The sequence below is a fragment of the Mycolicibacterium austroafricanum genome, from assembly GCF_902705885.1.
GTDB lineage: Bacteria > Actinomycetota > Actinomycetes > Mycobacteriales > Mycobacteriaceae > Mycobacterium > Mycobacterium vanbaalenii_A.
On the sequence record NZ_CACSIP010000027.1, the window covers coordinates 41,684 to 63,197 of the forward strand.

General features: G+C 68.3%; 19 protein-coding genes. 10 read left to right on the forward strand and 9 right to left on the reverse strand.

The genetic code is table 11. The features are described from left to right. Nucleotides 1–58: 58 nt before the first annotated feature. Nucleotides 59–1,339 carry a BamB-related PQQ repeat family beta-propellar protein gene (locus tag BEMPMBAN_RS18540; protein ID WP_159232720.1) on the reverse strand — a complete coding sequence of 427 codons (1,281 nt, stop codon included), beginning with the start codon at nt 1,337–1,339 and terminating at the stop codon, nt 59–61. A gap of 106 nt (nt 1,340–1,445) precedes the next feature. Between BEMPMBAN_RS18540 and BEMPMBAN_RS18545 the strand changes: the two genes are divergently transcribed. Both BEMPMBAN_RS18545 and zwf read left to right on the forward strand, forming a co-directional pair. Next, the gene (locus BEMPMBAN_RS18545; protein ID WP_159232721.1) at nt 1,446–2,183 is read left to right on the forward strand and encodes an acyltransferase; all 738 of its coding nucleotides are present in this window, start codon (nt 1,446–1,448) and stop codon (nt 2,181–2,183) included. Between the two features lie 47 nt (nt 2,184–2,230). Then, entirely contained in the window at nt 2,231–3,742 is a 1,512-nt protein-coding gene (zwf, locus tag BEMPMBAN_RS18550; protein ID WP_200846041.1) for a glucose-6-phosphate dehydrogenase, read from the forward strand. Nucleotides 3,743–3,745: 3 nt separating this feature from the next. On the opposite strand, the gene BEMPMBAN_RS18555 is transcribed toward zwf, so the two are convergent. The 3 genes from BEMPMBAN_RS18555 to BEMPMBAN_RS18565 are packed head-to-tail and all read right to left on the reverse strand — an operon-like array spanning nt 3,746 to nt 7,376. Further along, nucleotides 3,746–4,972, reverse strand: coding sequence for a glycosyltransferase family 4 protein (locus tag BEMPMBAN_RS18555; RefSeq protein ID WP_159232754.1), 1,227 nt, complete (start codon nt 4,970–4,972; stop codon nt 3,746–3,748). A gap of 2 nt (nt 4,973–4,974) precedes the next feature. After that, nucleotides 4,975–6,573, reverse strand: a complete 1,599-nt coding sequence (locus BEMPMBAN_RS18560) for a 1,4-alpha-glucan branching protein domain-containing protein (RefSeq protein ID WP_159232722.1) — start codon at nt 6,571–6,573, stop codon at nt 4,975–4,977. Next, the gene (locus BEMPMBAN_RS18565) at nt 6,570–7,376 is read right to left on the reverse strand and encodes a class I SAM-dependent methyltransferase (protein ID WP_159232723.1); all 807 of its coding nucleotides are present in this window, start codon (nt 7,374–7,376) and stop codon (nt 6,570–6,572) included. Before BEMPMBAN_RS18565 ends, BEMPMBAN_RS18560 begins: the two co-directional genes overlap by 4 nt. 208 nt (nt 7,377–7,584) lie before the next feature. Here BEMPMBAN_RS18565 and BEMPMBAN_RS18570 point away from each other — a divergent pair, with 208 nt between their 5' ends. The 6 genes from BEMPMBAN_RS18570 to mnmA all read left to right on the forward strand — a co-directional run bounded on the left by BEMPMBAN_RS18570 (nt 7,585) and on the right by mnmA (nt 13,563). Beyond that, the gene (locus BEMPMBAN_RS18570; protein ID WP_159232724.1) at nt 7,585–8,376 is read left to right on the forward strand and encodes an electron transfer flavoprotein subunit beta/FixA family protein; all 792 of its coding nucleotides are present in this window, start codon (nt 7,585–7,587) and stop codon (nt 8,374–8,376) included. A 73-nt stretch (nt 8,377–8,449) separates the two neighbouring features. Then, nucleotides 8,450–9,406: an electron transfer flavoprotein subunit alpha/FixB family protein gene (locus BEMPMBAN_RS18575; RefSeq protein WP_159232725.1), complete on the forward strand. Its 957-nt coding sequence runs from the start codon at nt 8,450–8,452 to the stop codon at nt 9,404–9,406. A gap of 148 nt (nt 9,407–9,554) precedes the next feature. Further along, a complete protein-coding gene (locus BEMPMBAN_RS18580) occupies nt 9,555–10,397 on the forward strand; it encodes a GNAT family N-acetyltransferase (RefSeq protein ID WP_159232726.1) in 843 nt (280 codons plus the stop codon). Further along, nucleotides 10,394–11,254 carry a lysophospholipid acyltransferase family protein gene (locus tag BEMPMBAN_RS18585; protein WP_159232727.1) on the forward strand — a complete coding sequence of 287 codons (861 nt, stop codon included), beginning with the start codon at nt 10,394–10,396 and terminating at the stop codon, nt 11,252–11,254. The genes BEMPMBAN_RS18580 and BEMPMBAN_RS18585 overlap by 4 nt, the downstream gene beginning before the upstream one ends. Nucleotides 11,255–11,299: 45 nt before the next feature. Then, nucleotides 11,300–12,493, forward strand: a complete 1,194-nt coding sequence (locus BEMPMBAN_RS18590; RefSeq protein WP_159232728.1) for a cysteine desulfurase family protein — start codon at nt 11,300–11,302, stop codon at nt 12,491–12,493. Next, nucleotides 12,490–13,563, forward strand: coding sequence for a tRNA 2-thiouridine(34) synthase MnmA (mnmA, locus tag BEMPMBAN_RS18595; protein WP_159232729.1), 1,074 nt, complete (start codon nt 12,490–12,492; stop codon nt 13,561–13,563). The genes BEMPMBAN_RS18590 and mnmA overlap by 4 nt, the downstream gene beginning before the upstream one ends. Here mnmA and BEMPMBAN_RS18600 read toward each other — a convergent pair. Continuing rightward, on the reverse strand, nt 13,560–14,213 hold the full coding sequence (locus BEMPMBAN_RS18600) for a sensor domain-containing protein (protein ID WP_159232730.1): 654 nt from the start codon (nt 14,211–14,213) through the stop codon (nt 13,560–13,562). The genes mnmA and BEMPMBAN_RS18600 overlap by 4 nt on opposite strands. Nucleotides 14,214–14,249: 36 nt before the next feature. Here BEMPMBAN_RS18600 and BEMPMBAN_RS18605 point away from each other — a divergent pair, with 36 nt between their 5' ends. After that, nucleotides 14,250–15,260, forward strand: a complete 1,011-nt coding sequence (locus BEMPMBAN_RS18605) for a uroporphyrinogen decarboxylase/cobalamine-independent methonine synthase family protein (RefSeq protein ID WP_159232731.1) — start codon at nt 14,250–14,252, stop codon at nt 15,258–15,260. 10 nt (nt 15,261–15,270) lie between these two features. On the opposite strand, the gene BEMPMBAN_RS18610 is transcribed toward BEMPMBAN_RS18605, so the two are convergent. Genes BEMPMBAN_RS18610 through BEMPMBAN_RS18620 form a run of 3 tightly spaced genes read right to left on the reverse strand, consistent with a single transcriptional unit; the run spans nt 15,271 to nt 18,644 of the window. Beyond that, nucleotides 15,271–16,557 (reverse strand): 13E12 repeat family protein, encoded by a 1,287-nt coding sequence (locus tag BEMPMBAN_RS18610; RefSeq protein WP_159232732.1) that lies wholly within the window; start codon nt 16,555–16,557, stop codon nt 15,271–15,273. A gap of 28 nt (nt 16,558–16,585) precedes the next feature. Continuing rightward, entirely contained in the window at nt 16,586–18,196 is a 1,611-nt protein-coding gene (locus BEMPMBAN_RS18615) for a 4-coumarate--CoA ligase family protein (protein WP_159232733.1), read from the reverse strand. 34 nt (nt 18,197–18,230) lie between these two features. Beyond that, entirely contained in the window at nt 18,231–18,644 is a 414-nt protein-coding gene (locus BEMPMBAN_RS18620; protein WP_159232734.1) for an MmcQ/YjbR family DNA-binding protein, read from the reverse strand. A 66-nt stretch (nt 18,645–18,710) separates the two neighbouring features. Between BEMPMBAN_RS18620 and ligA the strand changes: the two genes are divergently transcribed. Continuing rightward, nucleotides 18,711–20,834 (forward strand): NAD-dependent DNA ligase LigA, encoded by a 2,124-nt coding sequence (gene ligA, locus BEMPMBAN_RS18625; protein ID WP_159232735.1) that lies wholly within the window; start codon nt 18,711–18,713, stop codon nt 20,832–20,834. A 3-nt stretch (nt 20,835–20,837) separates the two neighbouring features. On the opposite strand, the gene BEMPMBAN_RS18630 is transcribed toward ligA, so the two are convergent. Continuing rightward, nucleotides 20,838–21,497: an ACT domain-containing protein gene (locus tag BEMPMBAN_RS18630; RefSeq protein WP_159232736.1), complete on the reverse strand. Its 660-nt coding sequence runs from the start codon at nt 21,495–21,497 to the stop codon at nt 20,838–20,840. Nucleotides 21,498–21,514 lie beyond the last annotated feature (17 nt).

The following is a 21,514-nucleotide window of genomic DNA, read 5'->3' on the forward strand; positions in this document are numbered from 1 at the left end:
CCGGCGAGGGCTGCAGGTGTTGCGAAATTGTGAACTGGTTGTTGCGGAGGTCGCGGGATCAGGACGGCGCGAAACCGAAGACCCGGCCGTCACTGGTGGCGGTCACGATCCGCCCGTCCCGCCCGATCGACACCCCGACGGGCCATCCGGTGGCCCCGCGGAGGGGGTAGCTGTTCACCGTGCGGCCATCACCGAGGTCGAACACGACCAGGGCCATCCCGTCGTCGCCGTCGCGTGCCACGGTGTAGCCGATCCCGGCGAGGCTGGACGTCGACAGCGGTGACGTGTCGTCCCGGCTCCACACCTCGTCGCCCTGGTCACCGGCATCGCGAAACGCCATGAGCCGGGCTCCCGGGCCGCCGCCGGCGACGATCAACCCGCCCGGGGTGACCGACGGTGGGGTCTGGGGCAGGTAGTTCAGCGGCACCGACCACTTCTCTGTGCCGTCGTCGCTGCTGAGCGCCCACAGCCGCTCGTCGCGACCATTGACGTAGACCGTCGACCCGTCCGCGGAGAACACCGGGCTGGCCAATGGTCCGTCGGCGACAGCGTCGCTGGTCCACTCGCGGGTCAGCAGTGGGGTCTGACCCGGCCGGTACCGCAGACCGACCAGTACCGGCGCGTCGGCTCCCGGCTCCCACAACGTCAGCACGATGATGCCGGTCGCCTCGGAGAAGGCGGGTGCGGCGGCCACCGGGCACTCCGGGCGCGCCAGGCGGCAGTCGTCGAGACCGCGCTCGGAATCGGTGGGGTCGAGACCGGCGACCAGATCCAGCGAGTTGCCCGTGACGGTGCCCCGATGGGCGTCGAACACCAGCACCTGTCCGAGATGGGTTACCACCAGGAGATTTCCGGGCGACAGGATGCGGGTGGTCATCGGCATCCCGATCACCGGTTTGCGCCACCGGATCCATTGGGTGGTCGGAAACGACAACACCGCTCCGGGCTGACCGATGTAGACGTTGTCGAATCCGTCGAACATGGGGCTGGCGATGCCGCCGCCCTGGACCAGCCTGGTGCACCAGCGCTGCCGCGCCTGGTTGTCGGTCTCCCACACCATCAGCGAGCAACCCCCGGCGGTCTGGCCGTTGACGGCCAGGTACTCGCCGGACCCGAGCGCCGCTTGCGCGGCGAGCTCACCTTTGACCGAACGCGTCCACTCCAGACGCAGCGTGTCGGAGCCGTCGACGGGGGAGTAGCTGCTGTTGGCGGCGTCGGCGTACTGCGCGGCCCAGCCGGTCGCGGCGCGGGCCTGGACCCAGGAATCGGTGTTGCCGCAGCCGGTGAGCGCACCCGAGATCAGCGCCGTTGCGGCCAACGCGAGGATTCGCCGGAGCACTGGATCCCTTCTGAATCTTCGGAGCGGCCTGCCGCGTCCGGGTGTTGTTCGAGCCCAGGTGAGGGTAACCGTTCGACCCCACCGTGCTCGCGTAGGCTTTCCGGCCATGACGACGATGTGGGGTGCGCCGCTGCATAAGCGCTGGCGAGGCTCCCGACTGCGGGATCCGCGTCAAGCCGACTTCCTCACCGTGGCATCGCTGAAATGGATGCTGGCCAACCGCGCCTACACCCCGTGGTATCTGGTCCGGTACTGGCGGCTGCTGCGGTTCAAGCTCGCCAACCCGCACATCATCACCCGGGGCATGGTGTTCATCGGCAAGGACGTGGAGATCCAGGCGGCTCCCGAGTTGTCCGAGATGGAGATCGGCCGTTGGGTGCACATCGGGGACAAGAACACCATCCGCTGCCATGAAGGGTCGCTGCGCATCGGCGACAAGGTGGTGCTCGGGCGCGACAACGTGATCAACACCTACCTCGACATCGAGTTGGGCGACTCGGTGCTGATGGCCGACTGGTGCTACGTGTGCGACTTCGACCACCGGATGGACAGCATCGAGCTGCCGATCAAGGACCAGGGCATCGTCAAGAGCCCGGTGCGGATCGGCCCGGACACCTGGGTCGCGGCCAAGGTGACGGTGTTGCGGGGGACCAGCGTCGGCCGGGGGTGCGTGCTCGGCTCCCACGCCGTGGTCAAGGGCGACATCCCGGACTTCTCCATCGCGGTGGGGGCACCGGCCAAGGTGGTCAAGAACCGCAAGCTGTCGTGGGAGACGTCGGCGGCGCAGCGGGCCGAGTTGGCGGCGGCGCTGGCCGACATCGAACGCAAGAAGTCCGCCCGCTGACGGCGGAACCCGCCCAAGCGCTGCGTCCGCGCGACGTAGGTGACAGCATTCCGAAGGTGACCAACGGGACTTCGCACAACATCTCTTACCCCGCTCCAGGCGCCCACCCGTTCCGCAGGGACGAGGCGAAGTTGGCGTCGTTTGTCATCGTGCTGTTCGGCGCCACCGGTGACCTGGCGCGCCGCAAGCTGTTGCCGGGCCTCGCCCATCTGGAGCAGTCCGATCTGACCCCCGACATCCGGCTGATCGGCACGTCGCTCGAGGAGTACACCGACGAGGACTTCCGCGAGCTCGCCCGGGAGGCCATCGACTCGTTCGGCAACCACCCGTTCTCCGAGGAGGAATGGGACCAGTTCGCCGCGAAGGTGTCCTACATCCCGCAGTCGGCGGGGCCGGAAGCGCTCGCGGCGGCCGTTGCCGGCAGGGAGGCCGAGCTCGGTGCGGGGGTGCAGCGTCTGCACTACCTGTCCGTCCCTCCGAAGGCCGCTGAGTCGGTGATCACGATGCTCAAGGAGGCCGACCTGGTCGACCGGTCCCGGGTGGTGATGGAGAAGCCGTTCGGCACCGATCTCGAGAGCGCGGTGGAGCTCAACAAGTTCGTGCACGAGACGTTCGGGGAGACGCAGATCTTCCGCATCGACCACTTCCTGGGCAAGGAGGCCGCACAGAACATCCTGGCGTTCCGGTTTGCCAACGGTCTGTTCGAACCGATCTGGAACCGCAACTTCATCGACCACATCCAGATCGACATACCGGAGACGCTGGGCCTGGATCAGCGGGCCGACTTCTACGAGAGCACAGGCGCCTACAAGGACATGGTGGTCACCCATCTGTTCCAGGTGATGGCCTTCGTCGTGATGGAACCGCCGACCGCGCTGGAGCCGCGCGCCATCGGCGAGGAGAAGAACAAGGTCTTCCGGTCGATGCTGCCGGTGGAGCCCGCCTGCGTGGTGCGCGGGCAGTACTCGGGCTACCGCGAAGAGCAGGGGGTGGCACGGGACTCGGACACCGAGACGTTCATCGCGCTGAAGGTCGGCATCGACAACTGGCGTTGGGCGGGGGTACCGGTGTACCTGCGCACCGGCAAGCGGATGGCGGAGGGGCAACGGATCGTCTCGATCGCGTTCAAAGAGGCTCCGCGGACGATGTTTCCGCCCGGGTCCGGTGTCGGCTCCCAGGGGCCCGACCATCTCACCTTCGACCTGGCCGACTCGTCGAAGATCTCATTGTCGTTCTACGGTAAGCGGCCGGGCCCGGGCATGAAGCTCGAGAAGCTCTCGATGCAGTTCTCCACCCAGGAGACCGAATACAGCGACGATGTCCTGGAGGCCTACGAGCGTTTGATCCTCGACGCGATGCGCGGAGATCACACCCTGTTCACGACCGCCGAGGGCATCGAGTCGTTGTGGGAACGCTCCGCGCAACTGCTCGCCGACCCTCCACCGGCCAAGATGTATCAGCAGGGGACGTGGGGGCCCAACGCGATTCACCAACTGATCGCGCCCAACAGCTGGCGGCTGCCGTTCGAACGAGGTTGGCGTGACAAGAAGACACCCTGACGCTCACCGGTTGGGCAGCGGCCGCTCGACGATTGGCCTGCGCCGGTGTGGTTGGCGTTCAACGCGTTTGGCGGCCAGATAGACCTGCGAGGTCTCGGCGGCGACGGTCTGCCAGGCGAAGTCGGAGGTGAGCCGTTCGCGTGCCGCCCTGGCCCGTTGCTGAGCGGAGGCCGGCGAGTCGAGGACCAGCCGGACCGCCGCGGACAGTGCGGCCACGTCGCTGGGCGGGTACGACAGTCCGGTCTGGCCGTCGATCACTGCCTCGCCGAGCCCACCCGCATTGGACGTCACCAGGGGAGCGCCGGCTGCGGCGGCCTCGAGAGCAACGATGCCGAACGGTTCGTAATGCGACGGCAGCACGGCGGCATCGGCGCGGTGCAGCAACCTCAGCAGTTGCGAATGGTCAACGCGGCCGACAAAATTCGTAGCTTTGAGGACCCGGTGCTTGCGGGCCTGTGCCTTGAGGAACTCGAGCTGGGTGCCGTCTCCGGCGATGGTGAGGGTGGTTCCGGGATGCGTGCGGCGGATCCGGGGCAGGGCGGCGATCGCGTCGTGCACCCCTTTCTCATATTCGAGGCGGCCGAAGTACAGCAGCTGGGCGGGCCCCTGGTGGCGACGACGCAGCGCGAACGGCCAGCCGTCGGTGTCGATCCCGTTCCGGATGACCGAGATCTCGGCGAGTTCCGGTCCGAACAGCGTGCTGATCTCATCGCGCATCGACGCCGAACACGTGATGAGCGAGTCGGATTCACGCACCAGCCAGGACTCCAGGGCGTGGACCTGGCGGCTGACCGCCCCCGAGACCCAGCCCGAGTGTCGGCCTGCCTCGGTGGCGTGGATGGTGGAAACCAAAGGTACGTCGAAGAATTGGGCCAGGGTGACGGCGGGGTGTGCGACCAGCCAGTCGTGGGCGTGGACCACATCCGGGCGCCAGTCGGTCAGGCCGAGACCGGCGCGCACCATGGCATGGCCCATGGCGAGGGTCCACGCCATCATGTCCGCGCCGAAGGTGAACTCGTGGGGGTCCTCTGCGGCGGCGATCACCCGCACACCTTCGGTGACTTCGTCGGTGGACGGGTGGGTGTGCGGGTCGGTGCCGGTCGGCCTGCGGCTGAGCACGACGACGTCGTGGCCTGCCAGCGCCAGCTCGGTGGCCAGATGGTGCACATGGCGACCGAGGCCGCCGATGACCACCGGCGGGTACTCCCAGGACAGCAGCAGGATCTTCATCTTCATGTGCTCGGCAGTCTCCGCGCGTCGAGCGCTCCGAACAACCCGTCGGCGCGGTTCCATCCCTCGGCCAGGCGCTGTGCGTGCTCTGCACGGCCGGAGGCGAGCGCGCCGGCGATCTCGCGGGTGGCGTGCGCGTGCAGGTGTGCGCGGTAGCGGGCGTACTCGGCGGCCGAGTCCTTGCTGACCATGAACGGCCAGTCGCTGGACACCGTGAGCAGCGTCTCCCGCAGTATCTGGTCGGCGACGAACATCCTCGGTGTCGGAGCGCCCAGCGATCCCCGAGATCCCGACTGGGTGAGCACCTTGTCCACGGTGCTCAGTGCAGTGTCGACGACCTCGCTGTTGAGCTGCACCAGATCGGCCACCTTCTCACCGGACCACACCTGCCAGTCCTTGCCCGAGCCCCATGAGCTCGGCGGCAGGTCGACCGGGCCCCCGACGTAGCCATCGGAGACTGCGTCCGCCAGCGTGCCCACCCGGACACCGGCGGCGGGCAGCGCCCGCAGCACCCGTTCGAGCCAGGTCGGGCCCTCGTACCACCAGTGCCCGAACAGTTCGGTGTCGAAGGCGGCGATGACGTGGGCGGGCCTGCCGATCCGCGCGCTCTCGGCGGTCAGCCGCCGCCGCACGGTGTCGACGAAATCGGTCACGTGAACGTCCACCGCGGCGTCGGCGCGCCGTGGGTCGTAGGGCGCCTTGGCGTCCGAGGGGACGCTGCGTCCTGTCACCCGCGCGGGCTTGAGCCCGGTGACGTGGTCATAGGTGTGGAAATCGCGGTAGGCCGGGTGACCGGGATAGCCGGATTTCGGTGACCAGACGCGGTAGCTGACCGCCAGATCGCGCCCGAACGCCACGACGTCGGATGCGGCGACCGGCCGGCCCAGCGAGGTGTCTCCGTGCAGAGACGGCCCGTCGACCATGAAGTGGCCGACGCCCGCGGCGGCGTAGTCGACCTCCATACCGGGGGCGTACGCGCACTCCGGTGCCCAGATGCCCGCCGGGGTGTGGGCGAATCGCTGGCCTGCGTCCGCGAGCCCCTCGCGGAGCGCGAACTCGCGCAGCCGGGGATTGAGCAACGGCTGGAACGGATGAGCCAGCGGTCCGCCGAGAAGCTCGATCACCTCGCCGTCGAGCAGCTCGCGGAACACCGGGCTGGCGCCGTGGCGCCACAGCGTGTCGAACTCCGAGAGCTCCCGATCCGCCTCGGCGTACTCCCGAGACCCGAACTGCCGCAGGGCTTCCGGTGTGGACGCCGGTGACGAGGCCGGTGACGCCCGGAGGGTCGCCGCCTCGAGGGCGCGCAGTTGCCAGTTGGCCAGCCAGTGGTGCATACCCTGCAGGCAGTAGGGGTCGTCGAGCTGTGCGGCCACCACCGGGGTGATGCCGAGCGTGACCAGGTGCCTGCGGTTCTCGGCCGCGAGGGTACGCAGCACCCGCACCAGCGGAAGGTAGGCCGCCGACCACGACTGGTAGAGCCATTCCTCGCCGACCGGCCACCGTCCGTGATGAGCCAGCCAGGGCAGGTGCGTGTGCAGAACCAGGGTGAACAGCCCGGGCACCGGGGTCGCGTCGGCCGGTCCGGGGTCGACCTCCGTCACGGACGCACCGCGATCGCGATGAGGTCGAGGCTGTCGTCGATGGCCCTGTCGTCGCGAGTTCCCGCTTCGACGATGTCGAAGTCGTCCGTGCTGACGGCCGCGACGTCAGCGAGCAGGTCGTCGGGCCACGGGGCGTCGGCCACTGCGCGCTCGATCTGCGCGTCGATGATGGACCCACCGTGGCGGGTGTCGAATTCGGCCAGCCGCGCGCCGTGAAAGACGCCGTACACCCCTTCGATCTCGAAGCCGGCCGACTCCAGCAGTTCGGTCAGCTCGGCGGCGTTGAGTTCGCGGGTGTGGAAGGGGTTGACCGGAGTGTCGCGACCGGGGGAGAAGGTGATGCGGTTGGGGGTGGAGATGAGCAGTACCCCGCCGGGGCGCAGCACCCGGTGACACTCGGCGACGAACTGTTCCTGGTCCCAGAGGTGTTCGATCACCTGGAAGTTGACCACCACATCCACGGACTCGGCGGGCAGTGGCAGTTCGGCGAGGTTGCCCTGGCGCATGTCGACGCGGGGATAGCGCGCGCGGACGTGGGCCACCGCCGAATCGTCGTAGTCGAGGCCGATCACGCGACGGGCGACGTCGGCGATCAGATCGGCGCCGTATCCCTCGCCGCAGCCCGCCTCCAGCACGTCGCGGTCGCAGCAACGCTCGACCAGCCGTCGATAGACCACCTCGTGGCGCCGAAACCAGTAGTTCTCCTCGGCCAGACCGGGCACGGTGCGCTCGCCGGTCAGCGGCATGGGGGCGGCCGCCGGAGCCCTGCCAGGCTCTGTCGCCCCGGTAACAGATGCGCTCATTGGAAGGCAGGCTAACCCGTAACCGTCCGGAGGCGAACAGTTCGTCGAACCCGCACTGTTCGCGGGGCCGACAGAGCACAAACTTCGACCAGCTATGGTGTTTCTGCGAACCACCAATAAGTTACTTGCGGGTAACATGGTGGTTGTTGCTTCAAACGTGATATTGCGGGCCGGTCACCGGCCCCTTCGAGGAGGACGAACCAGAGTCATGACGAATATCGTGGTCCTGATCAAACAGGTCCCAGACACATGGTCGGAGCGCAAGCTGTCCGAGGGTGATTGGACCCTCGACCGAGAGGCCGCCGACGCCGTGCTCGACGAGATCAACGAGCGTGCCGTCGAGGAGGCGCTGTTGATCAAGGAGCGCGAAGGCGGCGACAGCACCGTCACGGTCCTCACCGCCGGTCCCGAACGCGCCACCGAGGCGATCCGCAAGGCCCTGTCGATGGGTGCCGACAAGGCGGTTCACCTGGTCGACGAGGGTATGCATGGATCCGACATGGTGCAGACGGGCTGGGCGCTGGCCCGCGCGCTGGGCACCATCGAGGGCACCGAACTGGTCATCGCAGGCAACGAGGCGACCGACGGCACCGGCGGCGCGGTCCCGGCCATCATCGCCGAGTACCTGGGCCTGCCCCAGCTGACCCACGTGCGAAAGCTGAGCGTGGAGAACGGCAAGGTCACCGCCGAGCGCGAGACCGACGACGGCCTGTTCACGCTCGAGGCGAGCCTGCCTGCGGTCGTCAGCGTCAACGAGAAGATCAACGAGCCCCGCTTCCCCTCCTTCAAGGGCATCATGGCCGCCAAGAAGAAGGAAGTGACCACTCTCACGCTGGCCGAGATCGGTGTCGAGGCCGACGAGGTGGGCGTTGCCCACGCCGGCTCCAAGGTGCTCTCGTCGACCCCGAAGCCGCCCAAGACCGCGGGCGAGAAGATCACCGATGAGGGCGAGGGCGGCACCAAGGTCGCTGAGTACCTGGTCGCCCAGAAGATCATCTAGGCAGATCTTCCACCACATCCTTAACTCCTGACATCCATGAACCACCTGACAGACATAGAGGCGAACGAAACGCATGGCTGAAGTACTCGTGCTCGTGGAGCACGCCGAAGGTGCGCTGAAGAAAGTCAGCGCTGAACTGATCACCGCCGCCCGTGCGCTGGGCGAGCCCTCCGCCGTGGTGGTGGGCAAGCCCGGTACGGCCGAACCGCTCATCGAGGGACTCAAGTCCGCCGGTGCCGGCAAGATCTACCTCGCCGAATCCGACGACGCGGAGAGCTACCTGATCACCCCGCAGGTGGACGTGCTGGCCTCCCTGACCGAATCCGTGACACCTGCCGGCGTGCTGCTGTCGGCCAACGCGGACGGCAAGGAGATCGCAGGTCGGCTGGCCGCCCGCATCGGTTCGGGTGTGCTGACCGACGTCGTCGAGGTGAAGGAGGGCGGCAAGGGCGTGCACTCGATCTTCGGCGGTGCGTTCACCGTCGAGGCCGAGGTCGTCGGCGACACCCCGGTGATCACCCTGCGCGCCGGTTCGGTCGACGCGGAGCCCGCCGACGGCGCCGGCGAGGTCGTCACCGTCGAGGTGCCGGCCGCGGCCGAGAACGCGACGAAGATCACCTCCCGTGAACCCGCCGTCGCGGGCGACCGCCCCGAGCTCGCCGAGGCGACCGTGGTCGTCTCCGGTGGGCGTGGTGTCGGCAGTGCCGAGAACTTCGGCATCGTCGAAGAACTGGCGGACTCGCTCGGTGCCGCCGTCGGCGCCTCGCGTGCCGCGGTGGACTCGGGCTACTACCCGGGCCAGTTCCAGGTCGGCCAGACCGGCAAGACCGTGTCTCCGCAGCTCTACATCGCGTTGGGCATCTCCGGGGCGATCCAGCACCGTGCCGGCATGCAGACCTCGAAGACGATCATCGCGGTGAACAAGGACGAAGAGGCGCCGATCTTCGAGATCGCCGATCTCGGCGTCGTCGGTGACCTGTTCAAGGTGACCCCGCAGCTGACCGAGGCGGTCAAGACCCGCAAGGGCTGACGACCCAGTTCTGACCCGAGGACCCCGGCGCACCTGTGGCGCCGGGGTTCTTGCGTCTGCGGCGGGACCACACTTCGTCATCTGGCGCTCACGGACACGTCACGCGCACGATGCCCTCCGGAGACCCGGCTCGGCAACCGTGCACGTTATGAGCACTGCTTCTGTACTCATCCGATCCGACAGCACTGCCTCAGCGGGTTCCGCGCCGCGGTACTCGATGCTGCTGTGCACCGACGCAGACTCGATCGAGGCTGCGCAACGCCTGCGCTACGACGTCTTCACCTCGGAGCCGGGTTTCGCGCTGAAGGCCGATCGCACGGACGGCCGGGACGCCGACCGCTTCGACGAACACTGCGACCACCTGCTCGTCCGCGACGACGACACCGGCGAACTCGTCGGTTGCTACCGGATGCTGCCGCCGTCCGGTGCGATCGCTGCCGGCGGTCTGTACATCGCCACCGAATTCGACGTCACCGCACTCGACCCGTTGCGTCCCTCGCTGGTCGAAATGGGGCGTGCGGTGGTGCGTGAAGACCATCGCAACGGCGCCGTGGTGCTGTTGATGTGGGCCGGGATTCTGGCCTACCTGGACCGCAGCGGCTACGACCACGTCACCGGTTGTGTCTCGGTCCCGATCCTGGATCCGGCGGGCCGTGGTGCTGCGGGCAGTCAACTGCGGGGGGTGCGCGACTTCGTGCTGCGGCGTCACGCCGCGCCACCCGAGTACGGCGTCCGGCCCTTCCGGCCCGTCGTGATCGACGGTGTCGCGCTCGACGACATCGAACCACCGGACCGACTGTCGGTGCCCCCGCTGATGCGTGGCTACCTGCGGTTGGGTGCCCAGGTGTGTGGTCAGCCGGCCCACGACCCCGACTTCGGGGTGGGAGACTTCCCGGCGCTGCTCGACAAGCGCCACGCCGACACCCGCTACCTGCGCCGACTCCGTTCGGTCGGTGCGGCGACCGCGATGGCCGGCGGGGTGCCGTCATGACCGCCACCACGCCCGAGCACGCCTGGCTGCAGCGCGCGACCTGCGGCGCCGGATGCGTGCACGCCGGCGCAGACGTGCCCGGTCGACGGTGGGTGGTCGCGGTGCGCACTGCGTGGCGTGTGGCAGCGGCTCTGCTGCTGTTCTCGGGAGTGTGGCTGCTGGCTGTGCCGATGCCGGGTCGATCGCATCTGCAACGTGGCTACTGCCGAATGATGCTGCGGTGCCTCGGGGTACGGATGTCGGTGTCGGGCGGACCGATCCGCAACCTGCGCGGCGTGCTGGTGGTGAGCGGGCACGTGTCATGGCTGGACACCTTCGCGATCGGCGCCGTGCTGCCGGGGTCGTTCGTCGCCCGCGCCGACCTGGTGGAGTGGCCGGCGCTCGGCCCGATCGTCCGGCTGATGAAGGTCATCCCGATCGACCGGGGCCGGCTGCGCAGGCTGCCGACGGTGGTGGCTGCCGTTGCCGACCGGTTGCGGGCCGGCCACACCGTGGTCGCGTTCCCGGAAGGGACCACATGGTGCGGTCTCGGCTACGGCCGGTTCCGCCCGGCGATGTTTCAGGCGGCGGTCGACGCCGGCCGGCCCGTGCAGCCGCTGCGGCTGAGCTACCGGCACAAAGACGGGCGGCAGTCCACCGTGCCGGCGTTCGTCGGTGACGACTCGCTGCTGACGTCGATCAAGCGGGTCATCACCGCGCGCCGCACCGTCTGCCACGTCTCGGTCGAGTCGCTGCAACTGCCCGGTGCGGACCGTCGTGAGCTGGCCGCGCGCTGCGAGGTCGCTGTGCGTGGCGAGATGAGGTCAGCGCTGACGAATGGGTCCGGCTGCGGTGAGGGCCACGCACTGGTGGCGTGAGCGGAATGGGGTCGGCAGGCGCATGACGGCTATTGTGGAACGGTCATGTCTGCGTGCACGCCGGTCTATCTCGACCACGCCGCCACCACCCCGATGCGTCCCGCCGCGATCGAGGCGATGGCTGCTGTGCTGGCGACGGTCGGCAACGCGTCCTCGTTGCACGGTTCCGGTCGGCTGGCCAGGCGCCGGTTGGAGGAATCGCGCGAGACCACGGCCAAGTTGCTCGGGGCACGCCCGTCGGAGGTGATCTTCACCGCAGGCGGTACGGAGAGCGACAACCTCGCGATCAAGGGGATCTTCTGGGCGCGCCGCGATGCGTCGCCGCAGCGCCGCCGCATCATCACCACGCCCGTCGAACACCACGCGGTGCTCGACGCCGTGCAGTGGCTGGTGGAACACGAGGGCGCGGAGGTGACGTGGCTACCGGTCGACGCGGTCGGGGCGGTGAGTCCCGCAGCGCTGCGCGCCGCCGTCGGTGACCCTGCCGAAGTCGCCCTCATCTCGGTGATGTGGGCGAACAACGAAGTCGGCACCGTCATGCCGATCGCCGAGTTGGCGGCCGTCGCGTCGGAGTTCGACATTCCCATGCACAGTGATGCGATCCAGGCCGTCGGCCAGGTCCCGGTGGACTTCGCCGCCAGCGGGCTGTCGGCGATGAGCGTGGCCGCGCACAAGTTCGGTGGGCCCACCGGTGTGGGTGCTCTGCTGCTACGTAGGGACACGGCCTGTGTGCCGCAGTTGCACGGCGGCGGCCAGGAGCGCGACGTCCGTTCCGGCACGCAGGATGTCGCCGGCGTGGTGGGAATGGCCGCTGCTGCCCGGGCGGCGGTCGAGAACATGGAGGCCACTGCGGCCCGCCTGCGGGCCCTGCGCGACCGGTTGGTCGACGGGGTGCTTGCGACGATCGATGACGTCTACGTCAATGGTGCGCCGGGGGCGGCCCGGTTACCCGGCAACGCCCACTTCACGTTCCGTGGCTGCGAAGGCGATTCCCTGTTGATGCTGTTGGACGCCAAGGGAATTGAATGTTCCACTGGTTCGGCGTGCACTGCCGGGGTGGCGCAGCCGTCCCATGTGCTGACGGCGATGGGTGCGGACCCGGCCAGTGCGCGCGGGTCGCTGCGGCTGTCGCTGGGACACACCAGCACCGACTCCGACGTCGACGCGGTCCTGGAGGTGTTGCCCGCGGCGGTCGAACGGGCCCGGCAAGCCGCGCTGGCCGGTTCGGGGCCCCGATGAGGGTGCTCGTCGCGATGAGCGGTGGCGTGGATTCCTCGGTCGCCGCCGCCAGGATGGTCGACGCCGGTCACGACGTCGTCGGCGTGCACCTGGCGCTGTCCAAGGCGCCGGGGACCTTGCGCACCGGCTCACGCGGGTGCTGTTCGAAGGAAGACGCGGGCGACGCCCGCCGTGTTGCCGACGTGCTCGACATCCCCTTCTACATCTGGGATTTCGCCGACCGGTTCAAAGAGGACGTGATCGACGATTTCGTGGACTCGTACTCCCGGGGTGAGACACCCAACCCGTGTGTGCGCTGTAATGAGCGAATCAAATTCTCCGCGTTGGCCTCCCGCGCGATGGCCCTCGGCTTCGACGCGCTGGCCACCGGTCACTACGCCCGGTTGTCGGCCGGGCGACTGCGCCGGGCCGTGGACCACGACAAGGATCAGTCCTACGTGTTGGCGGTGCTCACCGCCGAGCAGCTGCGACATGCCGTGTTCCCGATCGGCGACACTCCGAAAGCGCAGATCCGGGAAGAGGCCGCCCGCCGCGGACTATCGGTGGCGGACAAGGCCGACAGCCATGACATCTGCTTCATCCCGTCGGGCGACACCCGAGCGTTCCTGGGGGCCCGCATCGGCGTGCGACGCGGCCAGGTGGTCGACGGCGCAGGCACGGTGCTCGCCGAGCACGACGGAGTGCACGGCTTCACCATCGGCCAGCGGAAGGGACTGGGCATCGCCGGCCCCGGTCCGGACGGCCGCCCTCGCTACGTGACCGGTATCGACGCCGACACCGGTACCGTGCGCGTCGGTGACCTCGCCGACCTGGAGGTGACCACCCTGGCAGGGGATGCGCCGGTGTTCACCTCGGGAGTCACCCCCGACGGCCCGGTGGAATGCGTGGTTCAGGTGCGCGCTCACGGCGGGATCGTCGACGCGGTCGCCGAGTTGCGCGGCGACACATTGGCGATCGAGCTGCGGGCGCCGTTGCGGGGCGTGGCACCCGGCCAGACCGTGGTGCTCTACCGCCCCGATCCCGACGGCGACGAGGTCCTCGGCAGCGCGACGATTCGCGAGGCGCACTAGCCGGGCACGTTGGCGAGGATGTTCGACATGACGATGTCGGGCACCGAGTCCGGGAACGCGCAGAACGTCACCTCCACCAGCACGACGGACTTCACCCGGTAGTCGCGTCCACAGTTGCCCGGGCGGGTGTGAACGGAGTCCTCGGTCGCTGTCACAGCGCCCACGATGGCCGGACCCGAATCGGTCGCATCACATCCTGCGATCCGCTCGACGAGGCCATCGAAGGCGCGCTGGGCAACCGCCGCGTCGCGGTAACCCGCGGCCGCCTGCGAGATCAGACCGCCCCTCGGCGGGTTCTGAAATGTCGACTTGTGGAACTCTTCGACCTCGGACCCGAAGATCTGCGATTCGGCGAACACCCATTGGCATTGCGGCGGAACGGATTCAAACATCACATCGATGTCGACGGGCACCTTGCTGTCCATCCCGGGGATGGCGGTGAGGTCTTCGCCGGCCCCGGTGATGGCCTGCATTTCCGCACGCTCGAGCAGCACGGCGTCGACGTCGACTGGCGAACGCGAGTCCTCGTCGACACCAGGTGCCGGCCGGACTGCGGTTCCGGCCACAGTGTGCGCGCACCCGGCGACGAACATGGCGACGGCGCACAGCGCAGACGCGCACAGCGCAGACGCGCGCAGCGGGGCCGTCATCCGCATGACAGTAGTCCGTCGCATAGTGTCGTTCGAGTGAGCGTTTTCGCCAATGCGACCGGTGTCGGATCGTGGCCGGGCTCGTCGGCCCGGCAGGCCACCGAGATCGTCGTCGGCGAGTTGCACCGCCTACCGCACCTCGTCGAGTTACCCGAGCGTGGTGTGGGAGCAGACATGATCGGTCGCGCCGGCGCGCTGCTTGTGGACATCGCCATCGACACCGTGCCCCGGGGGTACCGAATCGCAACCGGTCGCCGATCGGTGACCCGTCGGGCGGTGAGCCTCCTCGACGAGGACGTCGACGCGCTCGAGGAAGCCTGGGAGACCGCCGGACTACGCGGTGGCGACCGCGTGGTCAAGGTGCAGGCACCGGGCCCGGTCACCCTGGCGGCGCACTTGGAGCTCCCCGGCGGGCACCGGGCCATCACCGACACCGGTGCGGTCCGCGATCTGACGACCTCACTGGCCGAAGGCGTGGCAGTGCTGCGGGCGCAACTCACAAGACGCCTCGAGGCGGCGGTGGTCGTGCAGTTCGATGAGCCTTCACTGCCGGCCGCCCTCGCGGGCCGCTTGACGGGTGTGACGCGCTTCTCACCGGTGCATCCGGTGGACGAATCGGTGGTCACCCAGTTGGTCGATGAATGTGTCGCCGTTGTCGGCGGTGAGGTCGCAGTGCACAGCTGCGCGGCGGGCCTGCCGTGGAAGTTGCTGCAGCGCAGCACTATCTCCGCGGTATCGGTGGATGTGCAGGCCCTGACCGCGGCGGACCTCGACGGTGTCGGCGAATTCGTCGAATCCGGCCGCACGGTCCTGCTCGGAGCCGTGCCGACCGTGGTTTCCGGACCGGAGCCTTCTGCCCGCCAGATCGCCACGACCGTTGCAGCGGTGACCGACCGGCTGGGGTTCCCGCGTGCCGTGCTACGCGACCGCATCGGTGTCACGCCGGCCTGCGGACTCGCCACCGCGACGCCGGCATGGGCACGCAGAGCCATCGAGCTCGCTCAGCAGGCCGCTGATGCGTTCGCCGAAGACCCTGAGGCGGTCTGACCTGCCAGCGTTAGGCGGCGTCGAAGGTGACGAGGTCGATGCTGAGTTGGCCTTCGATGAGGCTGAGTCGTCGGCGTACTGGTGGTCCGGGTAGTGGTGGGGCGGTGGAGTGGTAGACCGCGCCGGTGGGGGTGCGGTAGTCGGCGTGGTGTTCCCCGTCGATATCGGTGGTGGTGACCTGCCAGCCGGGGGCTTCTTTGGTGTAGTTGCAGGCTTCGCAGTCACCGAGGCCGTTGAGTGCGCTGGTGGGGCCGCCGTCGCGGACCGGGGTGGCGTGGTCGCAGTGCCGGATCGGGGCATCGCAGTACGGGGTCCGGCATTTCTGGTCGCGCAGTTGCAGGAATCGTGCCAGCGCTTTGGGGAAGATCCTCGCCCGGGATTCCATCGCCACCAACTGCCCCGAGGTGGGGTGGCGGTACAGCCGGCGCAGCGTGGCTTTCACCTTGGTGTCGGTGGCGGCGTCGCCGGTCAGCTTGCAGGCCAGCCCGGCCGGGATAGGACCAAACCCTTGCAGCCAGGCCGGTTCGGTGTCGTCGCCGGCCAGGGTGGTGTCGGCCATCACCATGTTCAGTGCCACCGGCACCGGCTTGGTGGCCGGGCGCCCGGTGATCCGCTGATAGGCGGTATCGGCCATCACCTGACCCCGCGACCGCCCATCACCGCTCAGGTCGGCTTCGCGCTTCAACGCGGCGTACATCGCGACTCCCTGCTGCACGGGCAGCAGGACCGTCAGGTAGGTCATGGTGTCCGGGGCCGGGCGGATCCACACCCCACGATCGGCGGCGGCTTTGGCGGAGCGGGCCACCACCGCCGCGGCATCCAGGCGGGCGGCGATCTTCTTGGCTTCGGCTTCGACCTGGTGATTGCCCCACCCGGACAGACGCGAGGTGTCGGCGCACAGTTCGGCGTCCAACTCCCGGCGGTGCTCCACGCTCAAACACGCCGATTGTTTGACGATCAGGGTGGCCCGCCATTCCGAGAGCATCCCGGTTTCGAGTGCGGCCAGGGTGTGGGGCATCTCGTGCACCAACGCCTGGGCGAACCCGAGATGGCGGTTCCCGCACGTCGGGGCCTCCCGGCGGGCCAGCGCCACCTCCGACGCCAACCCNTTGCCGCGGCGCCGCNCCGGCACCCCGGCNGCTTGCTCNGCGGCGCGNCGTTTGGCCGCCCACANCGCCGTCNCCCNCGCNTGGGCCGCCGCNGCCACGCTTTTCAGCGTCTCGAGCTGCTCGACCTGCGCGCGCAGCTCAGCCTCACCNGCNGCCNCATCCACATCGAACACACGTTCGAAGAACATGGAATCAGACTAAACCACCCCACCGACATCACTGCGCCGTGCGCAGGTCCTTGCGCAGGATTTTTCCCGACGCCGATTTCGGGACCGCGTCGATGAACGCGACCCGGCGGACCTTCTTGTACGGGGCCACCTGGCCGGCGACGTACTCCATCACCTCGTCCTCGGTCAGGTCGGCGTCCTGGAGCTTCACGACAAACGCCTTGGGCACTTCCTCGCCCTCGTCGTCCTGTACGCCGACCACCGCGGCATCGGCGATCTTCGGGTGGGCCAGCAGTACGGCCTCAAGTTCAGCGGGCGGCACCTGGTAGCCCTTGTACTTGATCAGTTCCTTGAGCCGGTCGACGATGTACACGCAGCCGTGGGCGTCCACTTGCGCGAGGTCGCCGGTGTGCAGCCAGCCGTCGGCGTCGATGGTCGACCTGGTGGCCTCGTCGTTGTTGAGGTAGCCGGCCATCACATTGGGCCCCTTGAACCACAGCTCGCCGGTTCTGCTCAAACCCTCTGCGGGCGGTGTGATCTCGTCGCCGGTCTCCGGGTCGACGATCTTGGATGCGGCGTTGGACACCGTCCAGCCGACCGAGCTGAGCGGAGCCTCCGCCCGCATGTTGTGCCGGCCGCCGTCGAACGGGGTGATGTGACTGACCGGGCTCAGCTCGCTCATCCCGTAGCCCTGCACCACCTTGCACCCCAGTCGCTCGGCGACGGCCTGGCCGAGTTCGGCGTCCAGCGGTGCGGCACCGGACATCACGACGTTGAGCGACGACAGGTCGTACGAGTCCACCAGCGGGTGCTTGGCGAGCGCCACCGCAACCGGAGGCGCGATGAAGGCGATGGTGCACTTGTGCTCGGCGATGCTGCCCAGGAACTCGCCGAGGTCGAAACTCGGCATGATGACCAGCCGCGCACGGGCGTGCAGCGCTGCGTTGAGCAGGACCGTCATCCCGTAGATGTGGAAGAACGGAAGCACAGCCAGGACGACGTCGTCGGAGACCATTCCGTGCAGCGGGCGGATCTGGGCCACGTTGGCGACCAGGTTGCGGTGCGTCAGCATCACGCCCTTGGGGTTTCCGGTGGTCCCTGAGCTGTAGGGAAGCACCGCGAGATGCGACGACGGCGCGAAGTTCACCTCTGGGGCCGGGGTTCCGCCGGCCAGCAGGTCGGTGGCATTGGGATGGCCGTCGGTGTCGCGGCCCGCCCCGTCGAGCACCACCAGGTTCTCGTCGGGGATGCCCGCCGCCGCGGCGCCTTCCTTGGCCTGCGCCAGCATCGGCGTGACGGTGATCAGCATCTTGGCGTCGGAATCGGTCAGCTGCTTGGCGATGTCCTTGGCGGTGAACAGCGCGTTGATCGTCGTGGCGGTCGCACCGGCGCGCAGGATGGCGTGGAAGGCGACGGCGAACGCCGAGCTGTTCGGGGCGAGAAGTCCGACCACGTCGCCGACGCCGAGGCCGCGTTCGGCCAGCGCACCGGAGAATGAATCGATCAGTGCGACCATCTCTCGGTAGGTGGTTTTCCTGCCGGACTTCGTGTCGATCAGCGCGACGCGGTCGGCGTCGGCGCTGTCCAGCTGGGTGAACAAATAGTCGTAGACGCTGGCCGTCGGGATGTCGACTTCGGGGAAGGGGCTCGCGAAGGTCATGGTCCCGATCGAACCATGCCCGGTCCCGGCCGGGTCAGCGTTCGTCGAGCTGTTTCACCGATTTCTTCGGAGCGACCAACCGGAACGACGAGTCGATCAGCTCGGTGACCTCGTCCCAGTCCACTGCCTGGACTGTGAAGTCCATTCCCAGCCAGCCGAACGGCCCCATGTACGCGGGGTAGAAGAAGCGGTTGTCCTGCTCGAGCGCCCTGCGGTCGCTGTCGTCGACCTTGACCAGGATCGAGTGTGGGTGCGGCACGTACTCGTTCTTTGCCGCGCCCTCGACACTGCGTTTGACACTTCCGCCGTACATCACGAACATCTTGGGCGCACAGAACACCGGCCGGCCCCAGGAGATCTTCTCGAACGTCGCCGGGAACCCGAGGGCGATATCGCGCACTTCGGCCAACCCCATGTCGTCCTCGCGGAACATGATCGGATGCGGCATGACATCAGGGTATCCACACCGACATCGATGACGCCGGGTGTCCGAGGGCTCAGATAACCTGCGGGGGTGAGTCCCAAGGCGATCCCGGATCCTGAGGCGGCGCTGGCAGAGCAGGCTGACGATGCCCCCGTCGCCGAGCTTCGGCGCCGGTGGCAGGAACTCGCCGACGAGGTACGTGGCCACCAATTCCGCTACTACGTCCGCGACGCACCGGTGATCTCGGACGCAGAGTTCGACACGCTGTTGCGCGAACTCCAGGCGCTCGAAGATTCCCACCCCGAGCTGCGGACACCGGACTCGCCCACACAGCTCGTCGGCGGCGCGGGGTTCGCCACCGATTTCGCCTCGGCCGATCACCTCGAGCGGATGCTGAGCCTGGACAACGTGTTCACGCCCGACGAACTCGCTGCGTGGGCTGAGCGGATCAAAGGGGAGATCGGCCACGACGCGCACTATCTGTGCGAGTTGAAGATCGACGGCGTCGCGCTGGCGCTCGTCTACCGCGACGGACGGCTCGTCCGCGCGGCGACGCGCGGCGATGGGCGCACCGGCGAGGACGTCACCCTCAATGCGCGCACCATCGACGATATCCCGGAAAAGCTCACCGGCTCTGAGGAATTCCCGGTCCCATCGGTGCTGGACGTACGCGGTGAGGTGTTCTTCCGGATCGCTGATTTCGAGGACCTGAACGCGGGTCTGGTCGCCGAGGGTAAGCCGCCGTTCGCCAACCCGCGCAACAGCGCGGCCGGGTCGCTGCGGCAGAAGAACCCGGCGGTGACCGCACGGCGCAGGCTGCGGATGATCTGCCATGGGCTGGGGCACATAGAAGCCCCCGCGGGCTTCCCCTTCACATCGCTGCACGACGCCTATCGGGCACTCGATGCGTGGGGGCTGCCGGTGTCCGAACACGCGGTCCAGGTCAAGGGCCTCGATGCGGTCACCGAGCGGATCGCCTACTGGGGTGAGCACCGCCACGACGTCGATCACGAGATCGACGGAGTCGTCGTGAAAGTCGACGACGTGTCGCTGCAGCGCCGCCTCGGTTCGACATCACGCGCTCCGCGCTGGGCGGTGGCCTACAAGTACCCGCCCGAGGAAGCCACCACAAAACTCCTCGACATTCGTGTCAACGTGGGACGCACCGGGCGGGTGACGCCCTTCGCGTACATGGAGCCGGTGACAGTCGCAGGATCGACGGTCGGGCTGGCGACGCTGCACAACGCCTCGGAGGTCAAACGCAAGGGTGTGCTGATCGGTGACACCGTGGTGATCCGGAAGGCCGGCGACGTCATCCCCGAGGTGCTGGGTCCGGTCGTCGACCTGCGTGACGGCTCCGAGCGGGAGTTCGTGATGCCTACCCACTGTCCGGAGTGCGGGACCGAACTCGCACCCGCCAAGGAGGGTGACGCAGACATCCGCTGTCCCAACTCGCGCACGTGTCCGGCGCAGTTGCGGGAGAGGGTATTTCACGTGGCGGGGCGCGGCGCCTTCGACATCGAGGGCCTCGGCTACGAGGCCGCCACAGCGCTGCTGCAGGCGGGAGTCATCACCGACGAAGGCGATCTGTTCGACCTCACCGCCGAGGATCTGTTGCAGACCGACCTGTTCACCACCAAGGCCGGGGAGGTCTCGGCCAACGGCAAGCGGTTGCTGGCCAACCTGGGCAAAGCCAAATCCCAACCGCTGTGGCGGGTTCTGGTCGCGCTGTCGATCCGGCACGTGGGGCCCACCGCCGCACGGGCACTGGCGACGGAGTTCGGCAGCCTCGATGCGATCACCGAGGCATCAGAGGAACAACTGGCCGCAACCGAAGGGGTCGGGCCGACCATCGCCGCCGCGATCATCGACTGGTTCACCGTCGACTGGCACCGCGCGATCGTCGACAAATGGCGCGAGACCGGCGTACGGATGGCCGACGAGCGCGACGCCAGTATCGAACGCACGCTGGAGGGGCTGTCGATCGTCGTCACCGGGTCACTGCCCGGCTTCTCCCGCGACGATGCGAAGGAAGCCATCATCGCCAGGGGTGGCAAGGCGGCCAGCTCGGTGTCGAAGAAGACAGCGTATGTGGTGGCCGGCGATGCGCCAGGATCCAAGTACGACAAGGCAATCGAACTCGGGGTGCCGGTGCTCGACGAGGACGGCTTCCGGCGCCTGCTGGAGGACGGGCCTGCGGCGTTGGAGCAGTAGGAATCAGCGCAGGATCGTCGCGATGATCCCGGCCAGATAACCCAGGCGGGCCACCTCGCTCGGCCGGAAGACCGGACCGCCCGGGCGGCCGAGGACGACGGCGGTGCGGGCATCGCCCAGCGGCGCGGCGGCCAGTGTGGTGTCCATATCGCGCCACACCTGGGGCACCCAGTCGGCGGTGGCGTCCAGGGCTTCGGCGTGGTCGATCGGAAGCCACGGCGTCTCGGCGGCCTGGGTTTCCGGCGCTCCTTGACTGCCGACAAGGCGCTGCGGGCCGCCATCGGTCAGCTGGGTAACCGTGCACCAGCCGACACGCAGCACTTTGGGGGCTTCATCGACGAGCACCTGGAACCTGTTGAGCGTGCCGTCGGCCGCGGCCACGTGGTCGATCAACTCCAGTTCCCGGTGGGCTTCCAGCAGCCCGGTGTGCGGCCGGATGCTGTCGACGTACACACCATTGAGCTTCTCGGCGGCGGTGATCAGCATGTCGGCCATCGCGCCCGAAGGAAGGTCGACCACCAGGTCGTCGACCGCGTAACCGGCCGCCCGCTCGACCACGTCGAGGGACAGGATGTCGGCGCCTACGGAACCGAGGGCGACGGCCAGCGAGCCGAGGCTGCCGGGCCTGTCCTCTAGCTGGACCCGCAGCAGATACGAAGGCACGCGGACACTGTTTCACG

Coding starts and splice junctions, on each gene's coding strand:
- BEMPMBAN_RS18545 (WP_159232721.1), top strand. CDS start 1,446: ATGACGACGATGTGGGGTGCGCCGCTGCATAAGCGCTGGCGAGGCTCC.
- BEMPMBAN_RS18620 (WP_159232734.1), bottom strand. CDS start 18,644: ATGCCGCATCCGATCATGTTCCGCGAGGACGACATGGGGTTGGCCGAA.
- BEMPMBAN_RS18590 (WP_159232728.1), top strand. CDS start 11,300: ATGTCTGCGTGCACGCCGGTCTATCTCGACCACGCCGCCACCACCCCG.
- BEMPMBAN_RS18580 (WP_159232726.1), top strand. CDS start 9,555: ATGAGCACTGCTTCTGTACTCATCCGATCCGACAGCACTGCCTCAGCG.
- BEMPMBAN_RS18555 (WP_159232754.1), bottom strand. CDS start 4,972: ATGAAGATCCTGCTGCTGTCCTGGGAGTACCCGCCGGTGGTCATCGGC.
- BEMPMBAN_RS18565 (WP_159232723.1), bottom strand. CDS start 7,376: ATGAGCGCATCTGTTACCGGGGCGACAGAGCCTGGCAGGGCTCCGGCG.
- BEMPMBAN_RS18570 (WP_159232724.1), top strand. CDS start 7,585: ATGACGAATATCGTGGTCCTGATCAAACAGGTCCCAGACACATGGTCG.
- BEMPMBAN_RS18585 (WP_159232727.1), top strand. CDS start 10,394: ATGACCGCCACCACGCCCGAGCACGCCTGGCTGCAGCGCGCGACCTGC.
- BEMPMBAN_RS18600 (WP_159232730.1), bottom strand. CDS start 14,213: ATGACGGCCCCGCTGCGCGCGTCTGCGCTGTGCGCGTCTGCGCTGTGC.
- BEMPMBAN_RS18615 (WP_159232733.1), bottom strand. CDS start 18,196: ATGACCTTCGCGAGCCCCTTCCCCGAAGTCGACATCCCGACGGCCAGC.
- BEMPMBAN_RS18575 (WP_159232725.1), top strand. CDS start 8,450: ATGGCTGAAGTACTCGTGCTCGTGGAGCACGCCGAAGGTGCGCTGAAG.
- mnmA (WP_159232729.1), top strand. CDS start 12,490: ATGAGGGTGCTCGTCGCGATGAGCGGTGGCGTGGATTCCTCGGTCGCC.